At 67.1% G+C, this 20950-nt stretch carries 14 protein-coding genes; 11 read left to right on the top strand and 3 right to left on the bottom strand.

The window, feature by feature from the left end; all coding sequences use genetic code 11:
* Nucleotides 1-49: 49 nt before the first annotated feature.
* Nucleotides 50-607 (bottom strand): hypothetical protein, encoded by a 558-nt coding sequence (locus ACYSM9_RS20740; RefSeq protein WP_461858838.1) that lies wholly within the window; start codon nt 605-607, stop codon nt 50-52.
* A 271-nt stretch (nt 608-878) separates the two neighbouring features.
* Between ACYSM9_RS20740 and ACYSM9_RS20735 the strand changes: the two genes are divergently transcribed.
* The 8 genes from ACYSM9_RS20735 to ACYSM9_RS20700 all read left to right on the top strand — a co-directional run bounded on the left by ACYSM9_RS20735 (nt 879) and on the right by ACYSM9_RS20700 (nt 8459).
* Nucleotides 879-1361: a CarD family transcriptional regulator gene (locus ACYSM9_RS20735; RefSeq protein ID WP_009357288.1), complete on the top strand. Its 483-nt coding sequence runs from the start codon at nt 879-881 to the stop codon at nt 1359-1361.
* Nucleotides 1362-1488: 127 nt separating this feature from the next.
* Nucleotides 1489-2271, top strand: a complete 783-nt coding sequence (gene ispD / locus ACYSM9_RS20730) for a 2-C-methyl-D-erythritol 4-phosphate cytidylyltransferase (protein ID WP_461858836.1) — start codon at nt 1489-1491, stop codon at nt 2269-2271.
* Nucleotides 2272-2273: 2 nt separating this feature from the next.
* Nucleotides 2274-2789, top strand: a complete 516-nt coding sequence (ispF, locus tag ACYSM9_RS20725) for a 2-C-methyl-D-erythritol 2,4-cyclodiphosphate synthase (RefSeq protein WP_461858835.1) — start codon at nt 2274-2276, stop codon at nt 2787-2789.
* A 9-nt stretch (nt 2790-2798) separates the two neighbouring features.
* Nucleotides 2799-4265: a cysteine--tRNA ligase gene (cysS, locus tag ACYSM9_RS20720; RefSeq protein ID WP_461858834.1), complete on the top strand. Its 1467-nt coding sequence runs from the start codon at nt 2799-2801 to the stop codon at nt 4263-4265.
* 103 nt (nt 4266-4368) lie between these two features.
* Nucleotides 4369-5358 carry a 23S rRNA (guanosine(2251)-2'-O)-methyltransferase RlmB gene (gene rlmB, locus ACYSM9_RS20715; RefSeq protein ID WP_461858833.1) on the top strand — a complete coding sequence of 330 codons (990 nt, stop codon included), beginning with the start codon at nt 4369-4371 and terminating at the stop codon, nt 5356-5358.
* Nucleotides 5359-5445: 87 nt separating this feature from the next.
* A complete protein-coding gene (gene glgX / locus ACYSM9_RS20710) occupies nt 5446-7554 on the top strand; it encodes a glycogen debranching protein GlgX (RefSeq protein ID WP_461858832.1) in 2109 nt (702 codons plus the stop codon).
* 16 nt (nt 7555-7570) lie between these two features.
* The gene (locus tag ACYSM9_RS20705) at nt 7571-8095 is read left to right on the top strand and encodes a guanyl-specific ribonuclease (RefSeq protein ID WP_461858831.1); all 525 of its coding nucleotides are present in this window, start codon (nt 7571-7573) and stop codon (nt 8093-8095) included.
* A 7-nt stretch (nt 8096-8102) separates the two neighbouring features.
* The gene (locus ACYSM9_RS20700) at nt 8103-8459 is read left to right on the top strand and encodes a barstar family protein (RefSeq protein WP_461858830.1); all 357 of its coding nucleotides are present in this window, start codon (nt 8103-8105) and stop codon (nt 8457-8459) included.
* Here the strand turns inward: ACYSM9_RS20700 and ACYSM9_RS20695 are convergent.
* Together ACYSM9_RS20695 and glgP are read right to left on the bottom strand one after the other, a co-directional pair.
* The gene (locus ACYSM9_RS20695) at nt 8456-10255 is read right to left on the bottom strand and encodes a thiamine pyrophosphate-requiring protein (RefSeq protein ID WP_461858829.1); all 1800 of its coding nucleotides are present in this window, start codon (nt 10253-10255) and stop codon (nt 8456-8458) included. The two genes, ACYSM9_RS20700 and ACYSM9_RS20695, sit on opposite strands and share 4 nt — an antisense overlap.
* A gap of 61 nt (nt 10256-10316) precedes the next feature.
* Complete coding sequence (gene glgP / locus ACYSM9_RS20690) at nt 10317-12935, bottom strand: alpha-glucan family phosphorylase (protein WP_461858837.1); 2619 nt, start codon at nt 12933-12935, stop codon at nt 10317-10319.
* A gap of 192 nt (nt 12936-13127) precedes the next feature.
* Here glgP and ACYSM9_RS20685 point away from each other — a divergent pair, with 192 nt between their 5' ends.
* Genes ACYSM9_RS20685 through ACYSM9_RS20675 form a run of 3 tightly spaced genes read left to right on the top strand, consistent with a single transcriptional unit; the run spans nt 13128 to nt 20645 of the window.
* Complete coding sequence (locus ACYSM9_RS20685) at nt 13128-15170, top strand: alpha-1,4-glucan--maltose-1-phosphate maltosyltransferase (protein WP_461858828.1); 2043 nt, start codon at nt 13128-13130, stop codon at nt 15168-15170.
* The gene (gene treS / locus ACYSM9_RS20680; protein ID WP_461858827.1) at nt 15167-16960 is read left to right on the top strand and encodes a maltose alpha-D-glucosyltransferase; all 1794 of its coding nucleotides are present in this window, start codon (nt 15167-15169) and stop codon (nt 16958-16960) included. The genes ACYSM9_RS20685 and treS overlap by 4 nt, the downstream gene beginning before the upstream one ends.
* A gap of 1 nt (nt 16961) precedes the next feature.
* Entirely contained in the window at nt 16962-20645 is a 3684-nt protein-coding gene (locus ACYSM9_RS20675) for a 1,4-alpha-glucan branching enzyme (RefSeq protein WP_461858826.1), read from the top strand.
* Nucleotides 20646-20950 lie beyond the last annotated feature (305 nt).

Raw genomic sequence — 20950 nt, 5'->3', positions numbered from 1 at the left:
CAGTCCTCCGAGCAATCAGCATCTGGCTGACAGCTTTAGGAGACACGCCCTAGTGGCCGCTGGTGGCGGAGGCGCTTGCGGAGGGGGAAGCCGACGACGTCGAGGTCGCCGAGGCGGTGGGCGTCGGGGTGCTGGACGCCGGCAGGTAGTCCTTGTACTCCGGCAGGGTGGCGTCCAGGACGGGAACCTTGACGGTGCTGGTGACGTTCGTGCCGTTCTCGCTGATCTTGACGTCCACCAGCGAACCGGGCTTGCCGCCGCTGGTGCTGAGGATCGCCTCGTCCGAGTCTTCGTTCAGCAGGGTGTAGGAGTTCGCCTTCACCGGAACCTCGGTCTGGGAGCCCTTGGCGCCGTTGACCGTGAGCTTAACGTCCTTGGAGGAGGAGTTGTAGACGGCGCCGATCAGGCGGCCGGGCTTGTCTTCGCCCGTGGAGACGATGAGGATGTTCCGCAGCTGCAGGGGGCCGAGATCCGCGCGGATGCCGTCCGAGGCGGAGTACTGATGGCTGGTCTGCTGGGGCGTGATGTAACCGCAGCCCGCCGTCAGCAGGCTGACGCCAAGGGCGGCAGCCGTCAGTGCCAGTTTGCCGCGCTGGGCCCGGTTCATCGCAGTGGAACGCACGTCACGTACTCCTCGAGAATTTTGAAGTCTTTTTCAGCCATAGCCTATCCGCAAACGGGGGCAAACAAGGATTCGGGGCTGTCACATCGACGGTGGGAACGCTCACGCGATGCACTATTATCCGGATCCGTCAAGGGGGTAGAGGGGGTCGATTGGGCCCATTTTCCGCGTATTTCTGCGGCTGGCGGCCCGTTCTCCGGCCGGTCATATGCCTGAATCGTGATAAACTGGTCTGCGGGAAAGGGGAAATGTCCACATGGTATTTGAGGTCGGCGAGACAGTAGTTTACCCTCACCACGGTGCCGCGAAGATCGAAGAGATCAAGATGCGCACCATCAAGGGCGAAGAGAAAATGTATCTCAAGCTCAAGGTGGCTCAGGGTGATCTGACCATTGAAGTTCCAGCAGAAAACGTTGACCTTGTTGGGGTCCGGGACGTAGTGGGCAAGGATGGCCTGGAGCACGTGTTTGATGTGCTTCGCGCCGAGTTCACCGAAGAGCCCACCAACTGGTCGCGCAGGTACAAGGCGAATCTGGAGAAGCTTGCTTCCGGTGATGTCATCAAGGTGGCAGAGGTCGTCCGTGACCTGTGGCGCCGTGATCACGACCGGGGCCTTTCCGCAGGCGAGAAGCGAATGCTGGCCAAGGCCCGGCAGATTCTGATTTCAGAACTGGCGCTGGCTGAGAAGACCGACGAGGAGAAGGCTGCAAGCGTTCTCGACGAGGTCCTGGCTTCCTAAGAATTGAGCCCCGGCGGCACGCAAGTGCCACCGGGGCTTCTTTTTGCCCTCAAACTTCGCTGCGGGCGCCGAAAACTCCGGCTCCTTCGGCACTCAACGCACGCGGCGCCGTCGTAGGCTAGTCCGCATGAGTGAAACACCTGCCCGCCTGCTCACCGCCGTCGTCGTGGTTGCCGCCGGTTCGGGCCAACGGCTGGGCTACGGCATGCCCAAGGCAGCGGTGCCTTTGGGCAGCGAAACCATCCTGATGCATGCCCTGAGGGGCATTGTCGCCTCGGAAGTCGCCACCCAGGTCTGTGTTGCCCTGCCGGCAGGGGACGAAGGCCTGCGCCGGCTCTGCGAGGAATTCCGGTCCGAACTTGCCGACGGCGGCCCCCTGGTGACCGTCGTCGACGGCGGGGACACCCGGGCAGACTCCGTCCGGGCAGGCATCGCGGCGCTGATGGACGGCATCGAGGCGGTCCTGGTCCACGACGCCGCCCGCGCACTCACCCCTGAGGCCGTCTTCCACCGGGTGGCCGACGCCCTGGCGGCGGGCGCGGCTGCCGTCATTCCCGCCCTGCCCGTGGTGGACACCATCAAGACTGTCGCCCCGACGGCGGGCGGCGATGCGGCCCTGGCGCCCGAGGTGGTCACCGGCACCGTCGCCCGGGAGGAACTGCGGGCAGTCCAGACACCGCAGGGCTTCCGGCTGGCTACCCTGCTGCAGGCGCACCAGGCAGCGCAGCACCTGGACGGGCAGCAGTCCGCGACCGTCACGGACGACGCCATGCTCGTCGAAATGCTCGGCACCCCGGTCCACGTGGTCCGCGGCTCCACGCAGTCCCTGAAGATCACCACGCCCCTGGACCTGATCTTTGCCGAAGGCCTCCTGGAAGGTCCGCTGGGCGCCCGGTGGGTGGAGGGCTAGGAATGGAGGCGCAGCAGCCGATCCTCCCGCGCACCGGCATGGGCATCGACGTCCACGCGTACACACCTGATGACCTGCCCCGCCCGCTGTGGCTCGGGGGACTGATGTGGCCCGGCGAACGCGGCCTTGCCGGGCATTCCGACGGCGACGCCGTTGCCCACGCAGCTGCCGATGCCCTGTTCTCCGCTGCCGGCGTGGGAGACCTTGGCACGCACTTCGGCACCGACCGGCCTGAATTTGCCGGCGCCTCCGGGGCCACGCTCCTCGCGGAAGCAGCCAGGATCGTCCGGGCAGCCGGCTTCGAGATCGGCAACGTGGCGGTGCAGCTCGTCGCCAACCGGCCAAAGTTCGGCCCGCGCCGGGAAGAATCCCAGGAAGTCCTCAGCGCGGCGGCCGGAGCCCAGGTCAGCGTGACGGCAACCACCAGCGACGGCCTGGGATTCACCGGCCGCGGCGAAGGCGTCTGCGCGGTTGCCACCGCCCTGGTGTACCCGCGGCCTCCGCAACCCATCAGCTAATCTGGAGCGGTGACCCTGCGCTTCTATGACACTGCCTCCGCCGAAGTCCGCGACTTCGTCCCCCTGGTCGAGGGCAAGGCCAGCCTCTACTACTGCGGGGCCACGGTGCAGGGCATGCCGCATGTGGGCCACATCCGGTCCGCCATCGCCTTCGACCAGCTGACCCGGTGGCTGCAGTACCGCGGGCTGCGCGTGACGGTTGTCCGGAACGTCACGGACATCGACGACAAGATCCTCGCAAAGTCCGAGGCCTCCTTCGCGGCGGACTTCAGCCCGGAACCGGGAGAGGTGCCGCGGGAAGAGTGGTGGGCCCTTGCCTACCGCTACGAGCAGGAATTCCTCAAGGCCTACGACACCCTGGGCGTTTCCCGGCCCACCTACGAGCCCAGGGCCACGGGCCACATCCCCGAGATGCATGCCCTCGTCCAGCAGCTGATCGACCGCGGACACGCCTACCCGGCCCTGGACGATTCCGGCGACGTGTACTTCGACGTCCGCTCCTGGAGCAAGTACGGCGCCCTGACCCGGCAGAACATCGACGACATGCAGGCAGCGCCCGACGCCGACCCCCGCGGGAAGAAGGATCCGCGCGACTTTGCGCTGTGGAAAGGATCCAAAGCGGGCGAACCCGCCACGGCCAGCTGGGCGTCCCCCTGGGGCGCCGGCCGTCCGGGCTGGCACCTCGAGTGCTCCGCGATGGTCACCAAATACCTCGGCACCGAATTCGACATCCACGGCGGAGGCCTGGACCTGCGGTTCCCGCACCACGAAAACGAGATGGCGCAGTCGCAGGCAGCGGGGCACCCGTTCGCCAGCTTCTGGATGCACAACGGTATGGTGACCTACGAGGGCGAAAAGATGTCGAAGTCCATCGGCAACACCATCAGCCCCGCCGAAATGCTCGAACTCGCACCACCACGGGTGGTCCGGTACTACCTGGGCCAGGCCCACTACCGCTCGGTGCTGGACTACCGGCCCACGTCGCTGCAGGAGGCCGCGGCCGCCGTCGAGCGCATCGACGGATTCATCGCCAAAGCGGCAGCCCGCTTCGGCGACGGCTTAGGCCTCGACGCCGGCCCCCGCGGCGCTACGACTGACACCCTGGACGCGTTCACCGACGCCATGGATGATGACCTCAACGTCCCGCGCGCCCTGGCGGCGCTCCACGAAACGGTCCGCGCGGGCAACACGGCGCTGGCGGAGGGCGACGACGACGCTGCCCGCCTGGCCCTGCACTCGGTCACCCTCATGACGGACATCCTGGGCCTCAACGCCGTCGCGGGCAGCGGGCAGGCCGCCTCCCGCGAATCCGAGGCACTTGGCGTCCTGGTCGAGGCGCAGTTGGCCGCCCGCGCCCAGGCGCGCGCCGGCAAGGACTGGGCCGCTTCCGACGCCATCCGCGACACCCTCAAACAGGCAGGCATCGTGGTGGAGGACGGCCCGGACGGGGCCTCCTGGAGCCTGCGGCGCGACTGAGCGGTTCGGCAGCGGCGGGCGAAGTTCCCTCAGGAAAGTCGATTTTTTCCTGGTCAGTAGACTGGTAGGCAGAGTCAGTCAGCACAATCAAGGGTGGAACATCATGGCCAACAATGGTCGCCGATCGGTTAAAGCGAAGAAGGGCCCAACCATCGGAACCGGTGGCCATGGCCGCAAGGCCCTCGAGGGCAAGGGCCCCACGCCCAAGGCGGAGGACCGCGTCTACCACAAGGCGCACAAGGCCAGGCAGCTCGCAGAGCGTTCCGCCGCCAAGCGCAGCACCGGCGCACGCAGCGCCGGTGCCGGCAAGTCGGGCCCGAAGGGGCGCGCCACCGAGGAAGTGGTGACCGGACGCAACTCCGTCGTTGAGGCCCTGCGTGCGGGTATCCCGGCGAAAGCGCTGCACGTGGCCATCCGCATCGAGATGGACGACCGGGTCAAGGAATCCCTGAAGCTCGCCGCCGAACGCGGAATCCCGCTGCTGGAAACCGGCAAGCCCGAGCTGGACCGGATGACCGACGACGCCGTGCACCAGGGCCTGGTCCTGCAGATCCCGCCGTACGACTACGCGGATGCCTACGAGCTTGCGGAAGAGACCGTGGACAAGTGGAAGAAGGGGCACATCGCCAACGCGCCGCTCTTCGTTGCCCTGGACGGCATCACCGATCCCCGGAACCTCGGCGCGATCATCCGCTCTGTCTCCGCCTTCAGCGGCCACGGCGTCATCGTGCCCGAGCGCCGCTCTGTGGGCGTCACGGCGTCTGCCTGGAAGACCAGCGCCGGCGCGGCCGTCCGCGTGCCGGTGGCACGCGCCGCCAACCTGAACAACGCCCTCAAGCAGTTCAAGGGCATGGGCATCTTCGTGCTGGGGCTCGACGGCGACGGTGACGTTTCGCTGCCGGACCTCACCCTCGCCAAGGAACCCGTCTGCATCGTGGTGGGGTCGGAAGGCAAGGGCCTGAGCCGCCTGGTCCGGGAAAACTGCGACCAGATCGTCTCGATCCCGATCGACTCGGCAATGGAGTCGCTGAACGCTTCGATGGCCGTGGGCATCTCGCTGTACGAGGTTTCCCGCCAGCGCGCCACGCAGTAGCCCGGCGCCCACATATTTTCCACAGATAACCCGGCGCCGCAGGGCGCCCGGGCTGGTCACGTGCCGCTGGCGGCTACTATTTAGGTGATGGTCATGCCGCTTTTCGACACAACGTCCGCCATGGACGCCTCCACGGCTGTTCCGCTTGGCGTGAGCGTTCCACGCGTGGATTCCGGCGGTACCCGCCATCACGCCGGGGGGCGTGCGAACGTTGCCTGCTTCGCCCCAGCGGTGGCCAGCCTGGAGATCGTATACTGCCCGCCGGGCGGCGAATGGCGGGTGCAGGCGCTGCCCAATACCACCCGCGGCGTCCACCACGGCATCGTCGAAGACCTGCCCTGCGGGTCGCGCTACGGCTTCCGCCCGGCACCGGGCGGGCAGCCGCTGCCGCTGGCCGTGCCCACCACGGACGTGCAGGAACCCGGCACCACACCCCTGCTGCTGGACCCCTATGGCCACGGCATCGACCAGCGCGACGGCGTCATCACCAGCGTCCGGACGGCCGCCGGTTTCGACTGGGGTACTGACGAACGCCTTCGGTTGCCGTGGCGCAACACGATCATCTACGAGGCCCACGTCCGCGGACAGAGCATGCTGCACCCGGATGTCCCGGCGCAGCTGCGCGGAACCTACGCCGGGATGGCGCACCCTGCCGTCGTCGAGCACCTCACCAGCCTGGGCGTCACCTCCGTCCAGCTGCTGCCCGTGCACTTCCATGTCGACGAGCCGCACCTGCAGGATCTGGGGCTTACCAACTATTGGGGCTACAACACCGCTGCCTTCTTCGCCCCGCACCCCGGATACGCCACCCGGGCAGCCCAGGAACAAGGCCCGCAGGCTGTCCAGGACGAGTTCAAGGCCATGGTCAAGGCACTGCACGCCGCCGGGCTGGAAGTCATCCTCGACGTCGTCTACAACCACACGGCCGAAGGCGGACGGGACGGCCAGGTCCTCAGCTTCCGCGGGCTGGGCGAGGACACGTATTACCGCGTGGACAGCCACGGCCGCTACGTGGACACCACGGGATGCGGCAACAGCCTGGACTTCAGCGAAGAGCGCGTTGTCCGGATGGTGGTCGACTCACTGCGGTACTGGGTGGACGAGTACCACATCGATGGCTTCCGGTTCGACCTCGCCGTGACGCTCTGCAGGAACGCCGCGAACGAGTTCGACCCCCACCACCCCTTCCTCACCGAAATCGCCGCCGACCCCGTCCTGTCCGACGTCAAGCTGATCGCCGAGCCCTGGGACGTCGGCTACGGCGGCTGGCAGACCGGGCGGTTCCCCGCCGGATGGGTGGACTGGAACGACCACTTCCGGGATGCGGTGCGCACCTTCTGGCTTGCCGACCAGGCATCCCTGGCGTCCGGGGGACACGGCGGGACCATGGCCAGGCTGGCTGATTCACTGTCCGGCTCCGCAGCGCTTTTCCAGGCATCCGGCCGTTCACGCCTGGCCTCCCTGAACTTCGTCACAGCCCATGACGGCTTCACCATGAACGACCTCGTCTCCTACGACCGGAAGCACAACGAGGCCAACGGCGAGGAGAACCGCGACGGCCACGGCGACAACCGCAGCTACAACCACGGGGTGGAAGGGCCCACCGAGAACGGCGCCATCCTCGCCAGGCGGGCACAGATGCGGCGCAACCTGATGGCGTCGCTGATGGTCTCGCTCGGCGTTCCCATGATCACGGCCGGGGACGAGCTGGCACGGACGCAGCAGGGAAACAACAACGCCTACTGCCAGGACAACGCCATCACGTGGCTGGACTGGACGCTGACGCCGGAGGCCCACGAAATGCTGCGCAGCACCAAGCGGTACATCCGGCTGCGCAAGGAGTTCCTTGCCGCGCAGCCCACGGACTTTCCGGTCCGGGACGAACAGTCCTACCTCCACTGGTTCGACCAGGACGGGCACCCCATGTCCGCGGAGCGCTGGCACGATCCCCACCACCGGGTGATGCAGCTCCTGCTGGGCTCCGGCGACGGTGAACTGGCCGGCCTCGTCGTGGTGAACGGCGGCGCCTCCGACCTTGAAGTCACCCTGCCCCGGGTGGCCGAGGGAACCTTGCCGCGCACCTACGAGCTCCGGCTGACCACGTCGCCGCAGCACAAGCTGCGCCAGGGCATCCAGGTCGCCTCGGGGGAAAAGGACCTGGTGGAGGCCCATTCCATCAGCATCTACCGGACCTAGGCCGGCGGCCCCGACTGTGCGCAACCGTTCCATCCGCACCCTGCTCGTCGCTGTCCTGGCGCTGGCAGCCCTCTTCGCCGTCGGCGGCACCGGCCTGGGAACCGGCATCCTGGAGCAATGGGGCCAAGGACAACCGGGGCCTGGACAAACGGCGCCAGTTCAAACGGGGCCAGCACAAGCGGAGCAAGGCCGGCCGGCGCAAGGTCAGACCGGGAAAAGCACGACGCCGGCCTCCCGCCCGGCTGCCAACCCGTCCGGCCTGCCGGAGATCCGGGAATCGGAGCTGCCCGCGGAAGGGCGGAAGGTCCTCGCCCTGATCCGGGCCGGCGGCCCCTTCGCCTACAGCCAGGACGACCAGGCCTTCGGCAACTTCGAACGGGTCCTGCCGCAGCGGACCCGGGGCTACTACCGCGAATACACGGTTCCCACGCCGGGCGAACCCGACCGCGGCGCCCGCCGCATCGTGGCCGGCGAAGGCGGGGAAAAGTACTACACGGCAGACCACTACGAAACGTTCACCTACATAGCGGAAGGCAGCTAGCACACCCATGAAGATTTTCTCCGGCGACACCTGGACCCTGGAAGAGCTGCAGGAACAGGTGGCCGACGCCGGCCGGCGCAGCCTGGTGGTCCCGCCCGCGGACAGCAAGCGCGGCGTCCTGGAAACCTTCGGCGAGGTCCTCAGCTTCCCGGAGCACTACGGGGTGAACCTGGACGCCCTGAACGATTCCCTCCATGACTTCGCGGACAGCATCACCGACAACGGCAACGCTCCCGTCACCGTCCTCTGGCAGGTGGCTGCCCCCTTCCGCGCGGACAGGTCCTTCGGCATCATCTGCGAAATCCTGCAGGACGCCGAGCGTTACGCCGGCAAGGACCTGGCCGTCACAGCCGTCCTGCTCTAACCGCGGGGACGCTCCTCCTGCGACACGTAGGTGTCCAACAGGGCCGAGGCCCTGCCGCCGTCGTCCTCCGCTGCCAGGCCCCTGCGCATGTTCTCCGCCTTCTCCCTGCCGGCCGGGAACGGCGGAAGCAGCGGCACCTCGGGGTCGGTCAGCACCTCGATCAACACCGGACGGTCGGCAGCGAAAGCCGCTTCCCAGGCAGCGCCGATGTCCTCCGGATCCTCCACCCTGATGCCGCGGAGCCCCAGCAGCTCCGCGTACCCGGCAAAGGGAAAATCGGGCAGCTGCTGGCTGGCGGCGAACCGTGGTTCGGCCTCGGATTCGCGCTGCTCCCACGTGACCTCGGTCAGTTCCCGGTTGTTGAACACGCACACCACGAACCGCGGGTCCTGCCACTGCTCCCAGCGGTGCGCCACGGTGACCAGCTCGGCAACGCCGGACATCTGCATGGCACCGTCCCCGGCCAGCGCCACCAGCGGCCGGTCCGGCCGGGCGAGCTTCGCGGCCAGGCCGTAGGGGATGGCGCAGCCCATGCTGGCCAGTGTTCCGGACAGGTGCACCGGCACTCCCGCCGGCACCACGAGCTGGCGTGCGTACCAGTAGACGCAGCTGCCGACGTCGATACTCACCTGGGCGTCCGCGGGGAGCCGGCCGTTGAGCTCGCGGACCACCCGCTCAGGGTTGACGGGGCTGGCAGGAACGGCGGCGCGGTCCGCAGCGAGGATCCGCCAGCGGCTCACTTCCTGCTCAATCTCCGATCGCCACTCACCGGGGGCGCGGAAGACCAGCTTCTTGTCCAGGGCTTCAAGCGCGGAGGCGGCATCCCCGGCCAGGCCCACCTCCACCGGGTACCGGTTCCCGATCTTCTTCTCGTCGATATCGATCTGCACGGCCCGGGCGGCGCCGGGCGGCGGATAGAACTCGGTCCAGGGGTCGTTGGAGCCCACGATGAGCAGGGCATCGCAGTTGCCCAGCAGGTGCGCACTCGCCGTGGTGCCCAGGTGCCCCATGGTCCCGACGGCGAACGGCAGCGTTTCGTCCACGTACGGCTTGCCCAGCAGGCTGGTCGCGATCCCGGCACCCAGCTTCTGCGCGACGGCCACCACCTGGCCAGGGGCGTGCCGGGCACCCCGGCCCACCAGCAGCGCCACCCGCTCGGCTGAGTTCAGGAGGGCCGCCGCGGCATCCAGGTCCTCCTCCCGGGGAGTCGTGGCCGCCGTACTCCAGGACGGAGCGGTCACCACGATCCCGTGCTGCTGCTCCAGTTCCGGGGCGGGTGCTGACTGGATGTCATGGGGGACGATGACCACGCAGGGCGACGACGTGGCCTTGGCCGTCCGGAAGGCGCGGTCCAGGACCATCGGAACCTGCTCCGGCGCGCTGACCTGCTGCACGAACTGCGACGCCACATCCTTGAACAGGGCGCCCAGGTCGATCTCCTGCATGTAGCCGGACCCCAGCACGGTGCGGCCCTGCTGTCCCACGATCGCCACCACCGGCACGCCGTCGAGCTTGGCGTCATAGAGCCCGTTGAGCAGGTGGACCGCACCGGGGCCCTGGGTGGAGGTCACCACGCCGACGCCGCCCGTGTACTTGGCATGCCCGACCGCCATGAAGGCGGCGGTTTCCTCGTGCCTGGCCTGGACGAACTCAACCTGCCCCTCGGCGCGGCCCTCAGTCCGGCGGAGCGCACCCATGAAACCGTTGATGCCGTCGCCGCTGTACCCGAAAACCCTGCTGACGCCCCAGGTCGCCAGGCGCTCCACGATCACATCGGCCACGGTACGTTCGGTCATGGTGTCCTCCTGCGTGGGTTGCTGCCCTGCCTGCAGGGAGCCTTACCCACCGGACCGGCGGCTATGCGTTGACGATCAGGCCGAGCTCAGCCTTGGATGCCAGGGCGTCATGCCGGGGCAGGACCCGGACCGTGTACCCGAAGGGCCCGGAGCGGTCGATGACCAGGGACCCGCTGAACAGGTGGCGTCCGCCGCCCAACTGCTCCTGGACCTTCAGTTCCATCATGGTGATGTCGGCAAGGGTGTCGTTCTCCTCGGCCTTCCCGTACGCCACTTCAACGCAGACGTCCTCGGGGGTGAGGGCGTTGAGGGCAACGTACGCGTTCACCTGCAGGGTGTCCCCGATCTGCGGGTCCTCGGACACCCCCACCGAATCCACGTGCTCCACGTGGACCTGCGGCCAGGCGCTGCGCACCCTGGCGGACCACGCAGCCAGGGCCCGCGCCTGGGAGTAGGAGTTGGCGGTTGCGCTGCGGCCTGCCTCCGCCGCGGGACGGTAGAGGATGTTCACGTAGTCGCGGAGCATGCGCTCGGCGGAGACCTGCGGCCCCAGGTGGGACAGGGTGTGCTTGATCATGGACACCCAGTGCGTGGGCACCTTTTCGCTCCTGGTGGTCGAGGGGCCGGCCGCGCCTGCCGCCTCGGACACGGTGCTTCCATAGAAACGCGGCGCCACCTGGGTCTCAAGCAGCTCATACAGCGCCGCCGCCTCGATGTCGTCGCGTTCCTCCGGGGACGCGTCGTTGTTGGCGGTGGGGATCGCCCAGCCGTTCTCGCCGTCGTACATTTCATCCCACCAGCCGTCCAGGACGGACAGGTTCAGCGAACCGTTCAGCGCCGCCTTCATGCCGGAGGTGCCGCAGGCCTCCAGGGGCCGGAGCGGGTTGTTCAGCCACACGTCGCAGCCGGGGAACAGCGTCCTGGCCATGGCAATGTCGTAGTTGGGCAGGAACGCGATACGGTGCCGGACCTCGGGATCGTCGGTGAACCGCACGAGTTCCTGGATCATTTTCTTCCCGGCGTCGTCGGCCGGGTGGGACTTTCCGGCAATGACCAGCTGGATGGGGTGCTCCTTGTGCAGCAGCAGCGCCTTGAGCCGCGCCGGCTCGCGCAGCATCAGCGTGAGGCGCTTGTACGTGGGCACGCGGCGGGCGAACCCGATGGTCAGCACGTCCGGGTCCAGGACGTTGTCGGTCCAGCCGAGCTCGGCGTCGGCGGCACCGCGCTTCTTCCAGGCTGCCCGCAGCCGGCGCCGGACGTCCTCCACCAGCGCGGCCCGCATTTCGCGGCGCAGCGCCCACACGTCGGCGTCGCTGACGTTGTAGGCGAGGTCCCACTTGCCCAGCGCTTCCGCCTCGCTGCCGAACTGGTCGCGGGCGAGCTTGGAGATGCGGCCATCCACCCAGGTGGGCACGTGGACGCCGTTGGTTACCGAGGTGATGGGCACCTCGGAGTGGTCGAAGCCCGGCCACAGCGCGGAGAACATGCTGCGGGACACCTCGCCGTGGAGCTTGGCCACGCCGTTGGCACGTTGCGCCAGGCGCAGGCCCATGACCGCCATGTTGAAGACGGACGGGTTGCCGTCGGCGTAGTTCTCCCGGCCCAGTTCCAGAATCCTGTCCACCGGCACGTCCGGCGCCAGCCCGGCCTGGAAGAAGTGGCTGATCTGGGCGATCTCGAACCTGTCGATGCCGGCCGGCACCGGGGTGTGCGTAGTGAAGACGGTCGAGGCCCGCCCCGCGGCGAGTGCCTCGTCGAACGTCAGCGGCTGTTCCCCGGACATCAGCTCCTGGATCCGCTCGATCCCGAGGAAGCCGGCGTGCCCCTCGTTGGTGTGGAACACCTCGGGGGCGTCGCGGCCGGTCAGTTTCTGGAAAGCGCGCAGCGCCTTCACCCCGCCCATGCCCAGCAGCAGTTCCTGCTGGAGCCGGTGGTCCCCGCCGCCGCCGTAAAGCCGGTCGGTGATGCTGCGGGCGGCGTCGTCATTGCCCGGAACATTCGAGTCAAGGAGGAGCAGGGGGACGCGTCCGACGTCGGCACGCCAGATGTGTGCCAGCAGGCGCCTTCCGTTGGGCAACGGGAGGGAGATCTGCAGTGGCTTGCCGTTGCCGTCGGCCGACGGCTCGCGGAGGAGGGTGAGGGGCAGCCCGTCGGGGTCCAGGACAGGATAGGTCTCCTGCTGCCAGGCGTCCCGGGACAGCGACTGCTTGAAATATCCGGCCTGGTACAGCAGGCCCACGCCGATCAGGGGAACGCCCAGGTCCGAAGCCGCCTTCAGGTGGTCACCGGCCAGGATGCCCAGGCCGCCTGAGTACTGCGGGAGGACCTCGGTGATGCCGAACTCGGGGGAGAAGTAGGCGATCGAGGCAGGCGCGTCCGGGCCCAGGCCCTGGTACCAGCGGGGCTCGTCCAGGTAGCGGTCGAGGTCGTCCTCGGCTGCCCGCACCCGGTCCACCACCGACTGGTCTGCCGCGAGCTGCTGGAGCTCTTCCCTGCTGACCATGCCCAGGAAGCCGATCGGGTCCTGCCCGCTTTCCTCCCAGAGGCGCGGGTTCAGGCCCGCGAAAAGCTCGCGGGTGGGGCGGTGCCAGGACCACCGCAGATTGCTGGCCAGCCGGGCCAACGGACGAATGGGCTCGGGGAGGACTGTACGGACCGTAAACCTGCGGATTGCCTTCACCTGCGCCACACTAACCGACAACCTGCCCGCCGGGAACAAGCATTGGGTTTCTTTTGGGTAAATGACCGGGGCATGAAGAAAATGGCGCACGGCGCGAACGAAATAGGTGAGCAGCCTTAGCAATCTCCGCCATTTCTCGCTAACGTCGAGCCTGTGACGACTAACTCAGGAACCAGTGCCGCATCAACCAAAATGCTCCAGCGCCGTATCACCGAGGGTCTGCGGTTCGGGCGTTTCCCCATCACCAACGTGCAGCCCGTCGTCGACGGCGGCAGGTTTCCGGCAAAAGCAGTGCCGGGGGAGGGCATCGTTGTCGGTGCCACCGCTTTCCGCGAAGGCCACGACCAGCTCGGGGTCAGCGCCGTGCTCCTTGACCCGACGGGAGCCGAGCGCCAGCGAGTACGGCTCGCGCCGCCCCGCGGGGTACGCGGCATGGGCACGGACCGCTGGGAGGGCGTCCTCACGCCGTCGGAAACTGGCAACTGGTCCTTTGTCATCGAAGCCTGGCACGACCGCTACGGCACCTGGCACCATAACGCCGAGGTGAAGATCGACGCCGGGATCGACGTCGAACTCATGCTTGCCGAAGGTTCCAAGCTGCTGGGCGAGGCGTCCGAAGAGGAATTCCGCAGCGAAGCCGACCGCGGGGCGCTCCGGCACGCCGCCGGTGTCCTGGCCGACCAGTCGCGGGGCACCGAAGAGCGGCTCGCGGCCGGCTTCAGCCACGAGATCGCCGCCATCGTCGCCCGCGAGCCCATCCGTGAGCTCGTCACTGTTTCCGAAGAGTTTCCCCTGCTGGTGGAGCGGGACCGGGCCGGCCGCGGCGCCTGGTACGAGTTCTTCCCCCGCTCCGAAGGCGCTGTCAAGGACCACACCACGGGCGCGTGGACGTCCGGCAACTTCCGGACCGCGGCCAAGCGGCTGGACGCCGTGGCCGCCATGGGCTTCGACGTGCTCTACATGCCGCCCATCCATCCCATCGGCGTGCAGCACCGGAAGGGCCCCAACAACACGCTGGTCGCAGGTCCCAACGACCCCGGCTCGCCCTGGGCCATCGGCGCCAAGGAAGGCGGCCACGACGCCATCCATCCCGACCTCGGATCCTTCGAGGACTTCGACGCCTTCGTGGCCCGGGCCAACGAGCTTGGCCTCGAGGTGGCCCTTGACCTTGCCCTCCAGGCCGCACCGGACCACCCCTGGGTAGAGTCCCACCCTGAGTGGTTCACCACCCGGGTGGACGGCAGTATTGCGTATGCGGAAAATCCCCCCAAGAAGTACCAGGACATTTATCCGCTCAATTTCGATAATGACCCCGAGGGTCTTTCCCGGGAAATTCTCCGGATTGTGCTGCTCTGGGTCAGCCACGGGGTAAAGATATTCCGCGTTGATAACCCGCACACCAAACCGGTGTGGTTCTGGGAATGGCTTATTGCCGAAGTGAATAAGGAAGTACCCGGCGTGGTGTTCCTCGCCGAGGCGTTCACCCGGCCCGCCATGATGCACGCCCTGGGCAGGGCCGGCTTCCAGCAGTCCTACACCTACTTCACCTGGCGCAACACCAAGAAGGAAATCGAGTCCTACTTCAACGAAGTCAGCCACGAATCGCCGGCATTCTTCCGCCCCAACTTCTTCGTCAACACGCCGGACATCCTCACCGAATACCTGCAATACGGCGGCCCCGCGGCATTCCGGGTCCGGGCCGTCCTTGCCTCGACGGCCAGTCCCCTGTGGGGCGTATACGCGGGCTACGAGTTGTACGAGCATGTGGCCCGGCCCGGCGCCGAGGAGTACATCGACAACGAGAAGTTCGAGTACAAGGCCCGCGACTGGAATGCGGCCGCGGAATCGGGCCGTACGCTGGCACCGTATATCACCCGCCTGAACCACCTCCGGCGCGACCATCCGGCCCTGCTGGACCTGCAGAACCTGACGGTCCACGAGAGCACGGACGACGCCACGGTGGTGTACTCCAAGCACAAGACGCTGCCCGACGGATCCAAGGACACCCTCATCGTGGTGGTGAACGTGGATCCGCACGTAACCAGGGAAAGCACCGTAACGCTGGATCTTGCCGCGCTGGAACTGGACCCGCAGGACCTGACGCCGGGAGGCGGCTTCTACGTGGACGACCTCATTTCAGGGGAAAGCTGGGAATGGGGCGAATACAACTACGTACGCCTCGACCCTCACGTGGAGCCGGCCCACATCCTGAGCGTGAGGAGAATGCATTCGTGAGCTTCAATCCGCAAAGTTCCGGCCACTTCACCCCCAAGAACACGTTCGAGCTCAATGCCCCCGGCCTCCAGCATGATCCGCTGTGGTACCGGAAGGCCGTGTTCTACGAAGTACTGGTCAGGGCTTTCGCGGATGCCAACGGCGATGGGTCCGGGGATTTCTCCGGGCTCATCGACCGGCTGGACTATCTTCAGTGGCTGGGCGTTGACTGCCTCTGGCTGCCGCCGTTCTTCCAGTCGCCGCTGCGTGACGGCGGCTATGACATCTCCGACTACAACTCCGTCCTGGACGAGTTCGGCACCATCAGCGATTTCAAGCGCCTGGTCGCCGAAGCGCACGCACGCGGCGTGCGCGTCATCATCGACCTGCCGCTGAACCACACCTCCGACCAACACCCCTGGTTCCAGGAATCCCGCAAGGACCCGGACGGGCCGTTCGGCGACTTCTACGTGTGGAGCGACACCGATGAGAAGTACCAGGATGCCCGCATCATCTTCGTGGACACGGAGGAGTCGAACTGGACGTTCGATCCCATCCGCCGCCAGTTCTTCTGGCACCGGTTCTTCAGCCACCAGCCGGACCTGAACTTCGAAAACCCGAAGGTCATCGAGGCCCTCTTCGACGTGGTCCGGTTTTGGCTGGACCAGGGCATCGACGGGTTCCGGGCCGACGCCATCCCCTACCTTTACGAGGAGGAGGGAACCAACTGCGAGAACCTGCCGGCCACCCACGAGTTCCTCCGGCAGTTGCGGGCCATGGTGGACGAAAGCTACCCGGGCAGGGTGATCATCGCCGAAGCCAACCAGCCGCCCAATGAGGTGGTGGAGTACTTCGGCACCGAGGAGGAACCCGAATGCCACATGGCGTTCCACTTCCCGATCATGCCCCGCCTGTACTACGCCCTCCGGGACCAGAAGGCCGCCCCCATCATAGAGACGATGCGCGACACCCCTGACATCCCGGAAGGTGCGCAATGGGGCACGTTCCTGCGCAACCATGACGAGCTGACGCTCGAAATGGTCACCGCCGACGAACGCGCCGCGATGCTTGGCTGGTACGCCCCCGACCCCCGCATGCGTGCAAACATCGGCATCCGGCGCCGGCTCGCGCCGCTGCTGGACAACTCCCGGGCGGAGATCGAGCTGATCAACGCGCTGCTGCTGTCGCTTCCAGGCAGCCCGTTCCTGTACTACGGGGACGAGATCGGCATGGGCGACAACATCTGGCTTGAAGACCGGGACGCCGTCCGCACGCCCATGCAGTGGAATCCGGACCGGAACGCGGGCTTCTCCAGCGCGGACCCCGGCAAGCTCTACCTGCCGCCCATCCAGTCGCTGGTCTACAACTACAGCATGGCCAATGTGGAAGCGGAGGCCGCCCATTCGGGATCGCTCCTGCGCTGGACCCGGCAGATCCTCAGCGTCCGCAAGAACCACCCGGCCTTCGGGCTTGGCGGGTTCAAGCATGTCGAAGCAGACCACGACGCCGTGCTGGCGTACCTCCGCGAGCTTCCCGGGAACAATCCCGCCGGAGCCGCGGGCGAAAGTGTCCTCTGCGCCTTCAACCTGTCCCAGCACCCCGTCGCCGCCAGGCTGCAGGTCCCCGATTACGCCGGGCGCGGCCTGCGCGACGTCTTCGGCGGCCAGCCGTTCCCCGGCATCAACGAGGACGGCAGCCTGACGCTGACGCTGGGAAGCCACGACTTCTTCTGGCTCCGCGTAAGGTCCGCGGCCTCCAATCCGTCCTCGCCGTACACCCAGGCCATGCCCATCCTGTCGATAGAGAACTGAGATGAACCAGCCGATCCTCACCCCCGCCCTGACCACGCTGCTCAAGGAATGGCTGCCACAGCAGCGATGGTTCCCCGTCAAGAGTCCCGACTTCCAGATGTCCCAGGCAGGCAGCCTGGGCCTGGAAGACCCCACCGGCCACGCGGCGCTGGCAGTCTTCCTGCTGGCCATCACCACGGAAGGGCCCGACGGCGGTACGCGCATCGCGGTGGTCCAGGTCCCCTTGAGCTTCAGGCCGGCGCCCGCCGGCGGCATGGAGCGGGCCCTCGTGGGGGAAGCGGCAGGAACCGACCCGTCCCGTCCGTGGGTCTACGACGCCGTGCATGACCCCGATTTCGTGGGTGCCTGGCTGGAGCTTATCCGGCAGGAGGAAAAGGCCCCCCACGGCAGTGCCACGGGATACCGCGTGGAGGGCCCGTACCGGCTGCCCACGGCCAAGGGCGTGGTGAAGGTCCTCAGCGGCGAGCAGTCCAACAGTTCGGTCATTGTCGACGACGGCGAGTCGGCGGCGATGGTGAAGTTCTTCCGGGTGCTCTCGGACGGCACCAACCCCGAGATCGAAGTGGGGGCGGCGCTGACCAAAGCGGGCACCTCTGAAGTCCCGGCCACCCTTGGCTGGGTGCGGGGCGAGTGGCTGGCCAGGCTGGGCGACGGCCAGGGCACCAAGCCCGTCCAGGGTGAACTCGCGGTGGCCCACGAATTCCTCGTCGGTGGCCGTGACGCCTGGCGGCTGGCAGTGGATGCGGCCCGGTCGGGAACCGACTTCACCGCCGAGGCGAAGGCGCTCGGCGCCGCCACCGCCACCGTGCACCGCAGGCTCGCGGAGACGCTGGGGCAATCAGCCGGGACACAGCCCGGAGCAGCTGTGGGGCAGGCTGTTGCCCAGCGTGTCCGCAGCGCGTGGCAGGAAGCCCGTGCCGCCGTCGGGCCCTACGACGAAGCGCTGGACGCCTTGCTGGACGGCCTCGACTCCGCACCCGCCACCCCCCTCCAGCGGATCCACGGCGACCTCCACCTGGGGCAAATACTCCAGGTCACCGGGCTGACGGGCGACCAGTCCCGCTGGGCCATCCTGGATTTCGAGGGTGAGCCGCTGCGGCCCATCGCTGAGCGGAACGTGCCGGACGTGCCATTGCGCGACGTCGTGGGCATGCTGCGTTCGTTCGACTACGCGGCCGGTGCGGCCCGGCGCGAGCAGGAGGGGGCGCAGGTCCCGGATTCCTGGGTGGACGATTGCGCCGACGCGTTCCTGGCCGGTTATTCCGGGGTCATCCCGGGTACGGTTGACCGGACCTCGTCCCTGTTTGTGGCATTGTGGCTGGACAAGGCGCTGTATGAAGTTGTTTATGAAATGCGTAACAGGCCCGACTGGCTGGCGATCCCGGTGAACGCCGCCAGGCGGATCCTGAGCGGTAACGGCACCGGCGAACAGCCCGGTGCAGCATCGGAAGGTATTGAAATGACAGGCTCAGCACGAACTGACCGCCCGGGGGTACCGCTGCACGTGGATGAAGGCACCCTGGGCAGGATCGCAAACGGCGAACACCATGCCCCCCACTCCGTCCTCGGCGCGCACCTCGATGACTACGGGCATGTCACCGTCCGCACCGTAAAGCACCTCGCTGAAGCAGTCACCGTCGTCACCGCCGCCGGTGAGGTGCCCATGCAGCACGAGGCACACGGCGTCTGGGTCGCAGTCCTGGAACCGCTGCAGCAGGGCCATGTTCCGGATTACCGCCTGTCAGTGACCTACCCGGAGGCGGAGCCCGTCACGGTTGACGAGCCCTACCGCTACCTGCCCACGGTCGGCGAAGTGGACCTGCACCTGATCAGCGAGGGCCGGCACGAGAAACTTTGGGAAGTCCTGGGCGCCCACGTCCAGCACTACAAGTCCTCGATGGGCGATGTGGACGGCGTCTCCTTCGCCGTGTGGGCACCGAACGCGCAGGCAGTCCGGGTCAAGGGCGACTTCAATGCCTGGGACGGCCGCGAACACTCCCTCCGCTCGCTGGGTTCATCCGGCGTCTGGGAAGTCTTCCTGCCCGGCGTTGCGGCGGGGGCGTGCTACAAATTCGAGATCCTGACCCGCGGCGGCTACTGGGTGGAGAAGGCTGATCCGCTGGCCTTCAACACGGAGGTGCCCCCGCTGACCGCATCCCGTGTGGTGGAACGCTCCTACGCGTTCAAGGACGACGAATGGATGGCCGCGCGGGCCAAGCGGGACCCGCACAACTCCGCGATGAGCGTGTACGAGGTGCACCTGGGCTCCTGGCGCCTGGGGCTCGGCTACCGCGAACTCGCCAAGGAACTGGTGGAGTACGTGAAGTGGCTCGGCTTCACCCACGTGGAATTCATGCCCGTAGCGGAGCACCCGTTCGGCGGTTCCTGGGGCTACCAGGTCACGTCCTACTACGCCCCCACCTCGCGGTTCGGGCACCCGGACGAGTTCCGCTACCTGGTGGACACCCTCCACCAGGCCGGAATCGGCGTCCTGCTGGACTGGGTCCCGGCGCACTTCCCCAAGGACTCGTGGGCACTGGCACAGTTCGACGGCGAGGCCCTCTATGAGCACTCAGACCCGGCCCTCGGTGAGCACCCTGACTGGGGCACGCTGATCTTCGACTTCGGACGCACCGAAGTGCGGAACTTCCTGGTGGCGAACGCCCTTTACTGGCTGGACGAATTCCACATCGACGGCCTGCGCGTGGATGCCGTGGCGTCCATGCTCTACCTCGACTATTCGCGCCAGGAGGGGCAGTGGCGGCCCAACCGCTTCGGCGGCAGGGAGAACCTGGAAGCCATTTCCTTCCTCCAGGAAGTCAACGCCACCGTCTACAAGACGCACCCGGGTGCGGTCATGATCGCCGAGGAATCCACTGCCTTCCCCGGCGTCACCGCGCCCACCAGCCACGGCGGACTGGGGTTCGGCCTGAAGTGGAACATGGGCTGGATGCACGACTCCCTCAAGTACGCGTCCGAGGACCCGGTCAACCGCAAGTGGCACCACGGCACGGTGACGTTCTCCCTGGTCTACGCCTTCACCGAGAACTTCCTGCTGCCCATCAGCCACGATGAGGTGGTGCACGGCAAGGGCTCCATGCTCCGCAAGATGCCGGGTGACCGCTGGCAGCAGCTGGCAAACCTGCGCGCCTTCCTCGCCTACCAGTGGGCGCACCCGGGCAAGCAGCTCATCTTCATGGGGACCGAGTTCGGCCAGGAAGCCGAATGGTCGGAACAGCACGGCCTGGACTGGTACCTCGCGGACATCCCCGCGCACAAGGGCCTGCAGCTGCTGACCAAGGACCTCAACGAGCTCTACAAGTCCACGCCGGCGCTCTATACCCAGGACAACGTTCCGGCCGGATTCCAGTGGATCAACGGGGGAGATGCGGACCGGAATGTCCTGTCGTTCATCCGCTGGGACGCCGACGGCAACCCGATTGTCTGCGCCATCAACTTCTCGGGAGGCCCCCATGTGGGCTACACGCTGGGGGTGCCCACCGCCGGTGCGTGGACCGAAGTGCTCAACACCGACCACACCACGTACGGCGGCTCCGGCGTGCTCAACGACGGTGGACTGAAGGCCACGGATGAAGGGCAGGACGGCCAGCCGGCAACGCTGACCGTCACGCTTCCGCCATTGGGGGCCTCCTACTTCAAGCCGGGAACGGCGTCAGCCGACTGAGCGGCAGTTGAAGAGCCCGGAATCCGCGTGATTCCGGGCTTTTCGCTTGTCCGGAGCTCGGGTGGGGAAGTGCCCTGTCGGCCCGGGTTGGCCATCCCGGACAAGTGGTGGTAGAGTTTATTTCCGCGCTGATCCACGGAGTCAGACGGAAAACCGAAACCCCAAGCACTACGATGCTGAAGGTCGCGGTTGCCGGTTTGACAAGAGTGAAGTCAGCGGGTAAGTTTGAAAAGTTGCTCCGGAGCGATCTTGAACGTTGGTTTGGGTGGTGCCGGGTGTGTCTGTTGTTTGAGAACTCAATAGTG

It is taken from the genome of Arthrobacter sp. C152 (genome assembly GCF_054890965.1).
The sequence above is the reverse complement of the archived record's forward strand: the minus strand, read 5'-3'. Positions and strand labels throughout refer to the sequence as shown.